The 7,154-nt window shown below is 55.6% G+C and carries 6 protein-coding genes and 3 pseudogenes; 3 read left to right on the top strand and 6 right to left on the bottom strand.

Annotation, left to right across the window (positions count from 1 at the left end):
* Positions 1 to 1,531, bottom strand: a 1,531-nt coding sequence (locus tag CAGGBEG34_RS08050; protein ID WP_042688392.1) for an FUSC family protein, incomplete at its 3' end; no start/stop codon positions are given.
* Between the two features lie 537 nt (positions 1,532 to 2,068).
* Here CAGGBEG34_RS08050 and CAGGBEG34_RS08045 point away from each other — a divergent pair.
* Complete coding sequence (locus CAGGBEG34_RS08045) at positions 2,069 to 2,686, top strand: cytochrome b (protein ID WP_006683204.1); 618 nt, start codon at positions 2,069 to 2,071, stop codon at positions 2,684 to 2,686.
* Here CAGGBEG34_RS08045 and CAGGBEG34_RS08040 read toward each other — a convergent pair.
* The 3 genes and pseudogenes from CAGGBEG34_RS08040 to CAGGBEG34_RS08030 all read right to left on the bottom strand — a co-directional run.
* Positions 2,624 to 3,328, bottom strand: a pseudogene (locus tag CAGGBEG34_RS08040) (CDP-alcohol phosphatidyltransferase family protein); the annotation flags it as partial. The gene CAGGBEG34_RS08045 and the pseudogene CAGGBEG34_RS08040 sit on opposite strands and share 63 nt — an antisense overlap.
* Positions 3,329 to 3,464: 136 nt before the next feature.
* Positions 3,465 to 4,130 carry a phosphatidylserine decarboxylase gene (locus tag CAGGBEG34_RS08035; RefSeq protein WP_006683202.1) on the bottom strand — a complete coding sequence of 222 codons (666 nt, stop codon included), beginning with the start codon at positions 4,128 to 4,130 and terminating at the stop codon, positions 3,465 to 3,467.
* Positions 4,127 to 4,934, bottom strand: a pseudogene (locus CAGGBEG34_RS08030) (inositol monophosphatase family protein). Before CAGGBEG34_RS08030 ends, CAGGBEG34_RS08035 begins: the two are co-directional and overlap by 4 nt.
* 58 nt (positions 4,935 to 4,992) lie before the next feature.
* Between CAGGBEG34_RS08030 and CAGGBEG34_RS08025 the strand changes: the two are divergent.
* Positions 4,993 to 5,757, top strand: a complete 765-nt coding sequence (locus CAGGBEG34_RS08025; RefSeq protein ID WP_006683201.1) for an RNA methyltransferase — start codon at positions 4,993 to 4,995, stop codon at positions 5,755 to 5,757.
* On the opposite strand, the pseudogene CAGGBEG34_RS10365 reads toward CAGGBEG34_RS08025, so the two are convergent.
* Positions 5,735 to 5,881: pseudogene (locus tag CAGGBEG34_RS10365) on the bottom strand (chorismate synthase); the annotation flags it as partial. The gene CAGGBEG34_RS08025 and the pseudogene CAGGBEG34_RS10365 overlap by 23 nt on opposite strands.
* A 43-nt stretch (positions 5,882 to 5,924) precedes the next feature.
* On the opposite strand from CAGGBEG34_RS10365, the gene CAGGBEG34_RS08020 reads away from it, so the two are divergent.
* Positions 5,925 to 6,332, top strand: coding sequence for a CCDC90 family protein (locus CAGGBEG34_RS08020; protein WP_006683200.1), 408 nt, complete (start codon positions 5,925 to 5,927; stop codon positions 6,330 to 6,332).
* A gap of 10 nt (positions 6,333 to 6,342) precedes the next feature.
* On the opposite strand, the gene CAGGBEG34_RS08015 is transcribed toward CAGGBEG34_RS08020, so the two are convergent.
* Positions 6,343 to 7,154: DNA polymerase (locus CAGGBEG34_RS08015; RefSeq protein ID WP_042688391.1), on the bottom strand; the 812-nt coding region annotated here is incomplete at its 5' end.

Genomic DNA, 7,154 nt, shown 5'->3' with positions numbered 1-7,154 from the left:
GCAAGTGATACAAAATCAATACGTATGCAGATATGAAAATCACGCTGACTAGATAGTTGAACAGCAGAAAACTATAACCCAGCGCCATGCACGCAAACATGACCACTAACAGGACGGGCGTTGATTTCACGCCGAGCGTCAATGCAACGCTGAGCGCGCAGCCGATGACCGTGCCCATCAGCCGCTGCATATTGCGCTGTTTGGTCAGGGAAAAGCCCGGTTTCAGAATCACGATAATGGTCAGACAAATCCAGTAGGCATTGGTCAGCGGTAGTGACTTGCCGAGCCATAAACCCAGCGCAACCGCCCCGCTGACCCGCAGCGCATGCCTGAAGCTGGGCGAGTTCAGATTCAGGTTTGAAAAAATCTGTCGCGCCGGCACGCGCTTGCGCAATAAGAAGCTCTGCAACGCGCGTTCAATGCGCAATTCGGTGTCTGTGCAGGAGAGCGGGCGCTCAAGCAGGCGATGCATCTTGTCAATCCGGCGTAACACGCTCCATGCACGCCGGAACACGGCGACCAGCGCCGCATGCGCCTCTGGCGCGCGCGCCGGAAAGCCTTTTTTGCGCCGCACGTCGATTTCATATTCAAGCGCGCGCAGCTCTGCCTTGGGAATGATGCGCACCTCCGACGCGCGATCCTGCAACACCGCCATTCCAAGAAAGTCGAGATCGCCCGCCGCCTTGTCAATCAAATCGCGCAAAAACACCATCACATCTGCATCATCAAACGCCTCGCGCATCTGCGCGTAATCGGTATGCGCCGCCAGCACCATCTGGTGCAGATCGACCATATTGACAAAAAGGTTGAACAGCATCGTCCTGCGCGCGTCGAGCCGGCCGGCGCGCAGCACGGGCAAATTACGCAATACGAGATCGCGCGCCGCATCCTGGGCGTCCACAACGGCGACCTGCCGGGCAACGAGGTTCCGGTAGCACTCATCCAGATCATTTTTGGAGTCGTAGAGGCGCGCGCGCGCCCGTAAATATTCAGCAACCGCGAAAATACTCTCGCCAATCGCCTGCTGTTCCATTCGCTCCGCCTGCCAGCGGTTCACCGCAGCGCTCCAGCATGTATACCAGAGACCGCCGCCCAACAGGCAGAGGGCGTTGATCCACGCCTGCTTGAAAGTCAGGCTTTGACTGAGCGTTATCACCATCATCATCAGCGCCGCGAAACTGATGCGCGGCCATTTGGCACCGTACACATCGAGCATTGACACCATAAATGCGAGCGGCGCCACTGTCAGCCACAAAGTCAGCGGCCGATACGCGGCCAGACCGGTCGCCAGCGCCGCAAGACTGCCAATCAGCGTGCACGCCAGCATGTCGTTACGCTTATGCTTTAGCGGCCCCGGCATATCCACCTGGCATGCGCCGAGCGCGCCCGCTGCAATCGCAAATCCCAGCGCGCGCTCGTGAAATACGGTCAGCATCAGCGCTGCTGGCAGTGAAATCCCGCACGCAATCCGCAATCCACCGTAAAAGTATTGGCTATATAAAAATTTTTTGATTCTTAATGCATAGTGCATGGCGATGAACAGCGCGCGTCCGGAGAAAGCATTATTTTAGACAGTCCGCGCGCCATCGTCTCTTCATGCCAGTTGAAATGGATCCCGTGCAGTGAGTCAAACAGAGCTTATGCCACAGATAAGCGGTCTATAGCCAAGCGCATTTCATTTGAGACAAGGAAGCAGCCGCGAAGACAGTATACAAATACGGCGAGCTTTGAAGCCGCCGTATCAGATGAAATGCGCTTGGCTATATCTCATCATTGGATTGATAAAACTGTATTCAAAATCTTTTCGTTGCCTGTTGAAAGGCTTCTTGATCGAATCCCATATTCACGATTGACGATATGAATAGACATAATAACTGCCAGAATATATGAGAGTAGAATAGCGGCTTCGATTTTTAAGAGAATCTTGAATGCTGAAAAGATTTAACTGATTGCGTTTTAAGATCGTTGTAATTGTTTGTAATTTGATTACTCAGATGCTTAGGGCCTGTTCGCAATCCAGTTTTATATGAGAACGGAGAACAGGCCCTAAATTTTACGGAGGCTTTTTATGACTCATATACAAAGTCTAGCTGTCCATGAAAAAAAATACACGGCGCCTGCAATTGCATTGCATTGGCTGATCGCGGCGCTCATTATTTGCGGCTTTTCCCTGGGCTGGGTGATGACCGGTATCCCTGGCTTTCCACCATTCAAACTTCAATACTACACATGGCATAAGTGGATTGGCGTCACCATATTCGTATTCGCCGTGCTGCGCGTCTTGTGGCGCCTCACCCATCCCGCGCCTCCTCTGCAGAGCACGGTGGCCCCCTGGCAGCGCCGCGTCGCCTATTTCACGCATGCCCTGCTTTATTTATTGATGCTCGCGATTCCATTGTCCGGCTATCTGATGAGCCTGGCTGCCGGAAAGCCCGTCGTTTATCTTAATCTTATTCCCCTGCCGCTGCTGATTGAACCCAACAAAGCGCTTGCTCCACTCTTCAGAACGGCGCATCTCTATCTGAATAATCTGTTGCTCGGCTTGGTTGCGCTGCACGTACTGGCTGTTCTGAAACACCAGTTTGTAGATCGCGATGGCCTGCTGACCCGCATGCTGCCCACTTTAAGAGCGCCATCTTCGCCATATCCACACCGCATAGCCAGACAAGCCGTACAGAATAAATAGGCCGAAGAGCATGCGCGGCGGATCAAATGAGACCAGCACGAATGCGACAACGACCAGAAGCAGTACGCCAAATGGCACTCGATGCTGCATATCCAGCGCTTTGCCGCTATAGAACGGCGCGCTTGAAGCCATTGTGATGCCAGCGTACAGCGTCAGCGCAAGGGCGAACCAGGGCAGCCAGGCCACTTTTACGGAAATCCGGTTATCAATCACCAGCCAGACAAAGCCCGCCATCAATGCAGCCGCGGCGGGACATGGCAAACCCTGAAAGAAACGCTTGTCAAGCGCATGCAGATTGGAGTTGAAGCGCGCCAGCCGCAGCGCAGTCCCCGCGCAGTACACAAATGCCGCAATCCACCCCCAGCGCCCCAGGCCCTTGAGCACCCATTCATACATAATCAGCGCGGGCGCAGCGCCGAAAGAGACCATATCGGACAAACTGTCGTACTGTTCGCCGAATGCGCTTTGCGTTTTTGTCATCCGCGCAATGCGCCCGTCCATGCCATCGAGCACGATCGCGAAAAAGATCGCAATCGCCGCCGTCTCGAAATGCGCGTTCATCGCCCGGACAATCGCAAAAAAACCGCAGAACAGCGCGGCGGTCGTGAGCGCATTGGGGAGCAGATAAATGCCGCGATGCCGAAAACGCCGCGCGCGTCCGGCATAGGCGTCATATTGACGAGACGGTTCCCTATTCGCCGGATGTTGCGCGGCATTTGGAAAAACTGTAACAGTCGCGCGGGTGCGACGCGCTTTGAAAGCGGCCATTGCATGTCCTTCAGGAAGAAGGTAACTCAGCCAGGATGGTGGAAGTTGCTTGCACTTTATCGCCAATCGCAACGCCGGGCCGGCTCTGGGGCGGCAAATAAACATCGACGCGCGAGCCGAAGCGGATAAAACCATAGCGCTGACCGCGCGCCAGCGCATCGCCTGGCTGTACGCTGCACGAAATGCGGCGTGCAATCAAACCCGCTATCTGAACCACCGTCACGCGCTCGCCGTTGTTCATTTCAATCACCAGCGCATTGCGCTCATTTGCGCTTGACGCTTTATCCAGCGCCGCATTCAGGAAAGCGCCGCGAAAATATTCGGCCTTGATGACCGTGCCGTCCACAGGCGCGCGCTGCGAATGCGCATTCAATAGATTCATAAAAACGCTGATCAACAACGCTTCGCATTGCGCATAAGGATCATGGCATGTGCGTATGGCGACCACCCGGCCATCGGCGACGCAGAGCGCAACGTTTTGCTTGGGCGGCGGCGCGCGCTTTGGATCGCGAAAAAACTGGATCATGAACAGCGTCACTAACCAGAAAGGCCAGGCCCAGGCCAAACGGGTCCAGAATTGCGCCAAGAGCGCGCATATAAAACTGATGGCGATAAAAAGCCAGCCCTCACGGGCAATGATCGGGTGGAATTTGCGCGAAGTCTTTAGATCACTCATACATTCTGGTTTGTCTTGTGTGGCGCGCCGCTATGCGGTTTAAGCACTGTGACCATTTGCGCATACAGTTTGGGATTTGCGGCCACAATTTCACCCCGTTCCAGAAAATCGGGCTCGCCGGTGTAATTACCGGCCAGACCGCCCGCCTCCGTGATTAACAAACCGCCCGCCGCCATATCCCACGGATAAATCCCCTGTTCAAAAAAGACCATCCAGCCGGCCCGCGGCCACATTCGCCAAATCAAGCGCCGCCGCGCCTGAACGGCGCACGCTCGTGCACAGCGCATTGATCCGACTGTAGAGGGCTAAATATCCATTGAGATTTTTCGGGTCGCAAAATCCGACGCCAAGCAACGCCTCCGCCAGTTTGGCGCGGCTTGAGACGCGCAGACGGCGGTTGTTCAGAAATGCGCCCCGCCCGCGCGACGCCGTATATAAATCGTTGCGGGTCGGGTCGTAAATGACGGCCTGCGTTACAATGCCGCGCTGCATCAGCGCAATCGACACGCAATAATAGGGAAAACCGTGAATAAAATTGGTCGTGCCGTCGAGCGGGTCAATGATCCATACATGATCGGATGACTGCGCGCTGCGCCCAGACTCTTCAGCCAGAATCGCGTGCTGCGGATAGGCGGCCTGTAGAATTTCAATAATCGCGGCTTCGCAGGCCCGATCCACATTCGTCACAAAATCATTGCGCTGCTTTTCGCTCACCTGTATCCCGTCGAGATCGAGCGAAGCGCGATTGATGATCTGTCCAGCGCGGCGCGCGGCTTTGATTGCGGTGTTGAGCATCGCATGCATATGGATCCTTTGCTTGTGCTCAAAAAGCAAACCATTCTAGCTCGAATCAAAATCCCCCATGTTTCACCGGACGCGCTTTGTACTCGTTGAATCGAGCCATCCTGGCAATATCGGCGCTGCCGCGCGCGCATTGAAAACGATGGGATGTACGCGACTCATTCTAGTCAAACCGCGCACGCCGCGCGCGCACCAGCATCCAGACGCCCTCGCAATGGCGAGCGGCGCTGGCGATGTGCTGGCGCGCGCCGAAATGGCTGCTTCGCTCGACGAGGCACTCGCCGATGTGCAGTGGTCCGTCGCATTGTCCGCCCGCGCGCGCCGCTACGGGGCGCCGCTTTTTACGCCGCGTCAAGCCGCGGCGCGTGCGCGTTCCCTGGCGTCTACGGTTGAAATGGCCTTTGTCTTCGGGAATGAGCGCAGCGGATTATCCAATGCGGATATTGAGCGCTGCCGGGCGCGCGTCTACATTCCGGCGAGCCCGGCCTACAACTCTCTGAATCTGGCGCAGGCGGTGCAGGTGTTGACGTATGAGCTGCGTCTGGCAGAAGCGGCGCGCGATTCCCGATTGAGCGGCGCGCTGGCAGAGCCCATCCGCGCATTGGCTTCAAATGAGGAAATCGAACGCATGTTCGCCCACTTTGAACAGGCATTGCTTGCGCTGGATTTTTTCGATCCGGCGCAGCCGAAAAGACTATTGCCGCGATTGCGCCGTTTCTTTGCGCGCACACAGCTCGAACACGAAGAAGTCAGCCTCATGCGCGGGATTGCGAAAGCGATTTTGCAGGATCGCCGCATTGCGCGCGTCGGTATTGCGAATCAATAGCGCAATCGGCGGCATTCAGCGCCAGGCCGGGCGGGCAACCGTCAATCACGCAACCCATTGCTGGCCCATGTGATTCTCCGAACGTGGTGACAGTGAAAAGCGTCCCTAAAGTATTTCCAGACATATAGAACCTGTTTCAGATAGAATTTGGAGGAAGGAGACGATCTATGGGACTTCCCGCATTCGATACGCTACAGATATTTGAAGCGCTTGAAAAAGCCGGCTTTGAAGAGTCAAAGGCCAAGGCGATATCCGCTGTCGTGCGCAGAGCGCATGAATCTTCGGATTTCGCTACCAAAAGGGATATTGATGACTTACGCAAGGATATGGATGCCAAGTTTGCGGGCGTAGATGCCAAATTCGCAGCGATGGAAGAGCGCTTTGATGCCAAGTTCGCGGGCGTGAATGCCAGGTTCGTATCTATGGAAGAGCGCTTTGATGCCAAGCTTGAGAGAATGGGGTCCGGATTACGGCAAGAAATGTCAGACATGAAGTTTGCGCTGATCAAATGGATTGTCGGGCTTGGTATCGCGCAAACAGGTTTGTGGTTTACCCTTAAGCTTCTCCCTATTTGAAGAGGCATCTCTAATGCGCCTCTTCCCAATTCTTCCCAACGCCGATTTCAACGACCAGCGGCACGCGCAATGACGCAACGCCGCCCATCAACTCCGGTAAATGGGCGCGCACTTCATCCAATTCCGCATCGGGCGCTTCAAAGACCAATTCATCGTGTACCTGCATCATCATTTTGGTGCGCCGCGCGGTGGCTGTCAGCCATTGTTGCACCGCAATCATCGCCAATTTAATTAAATCGGCGGCGGTGCCCTGCATCGGCGCGTTGATCGCCGCGCGCTCGGCGGCGGCGCGGCGCGGCCCGCTGCCGCCACCGTTAATTTCAGGCAACCATAAGCGCCGCCCGAACACCGTCTCGACATAACCAAGCCGCCTCGCGCATGCGCGCGTCTCCTCCATATAGCGCATAACACCCGGATAACGGGCAAAATAACGGTCGATATAGAGTTGCGCTGCTTCGCGCGGAATGCCGAGATTCGCCGCAAGCCCAAACGCGCTCATCCCGTAAATCAGGCCGAAATTGATTGTTTTGGCGATTCGCCGCTGCGACTCCGAGACTTCCTGCAATGAAACGCTAAAAATCTCGGCGGCAGTTGCGCGATGAATATCTTCGCCGCGCGCAAAAGCGCTCAACAGATGCGCGTCGCCGGATAAATGCGCCATGATGCGCAATTCAATTTGAGAATAATCCGCCGATACAATATGGCAACCGGGCGGCGCGATAAACGCTTCGCGGATGCGTCGACCTTCAGCCGTGCGGATTGGAATATTTTGCAGATTCGGATGATTCGACGCGAGCCGTCCAGTCACTGCAACGGCTTGTG

It is taken from the genome of Candidatus Glomeribacter gigasporarum BEG34 (genome assembly GCF_000227585.1).
GTDB classification, from domain to species: Bacteria; Pseudomonadota; Gammaproteobacteria; order Burkholderiales; family Burkholderiaceae; genus Glomeribacter; species Glomeribacter gigasporarum_B.
This window is presented reverse-complemented; position numbering and strand designations above follow the sequence as displayed.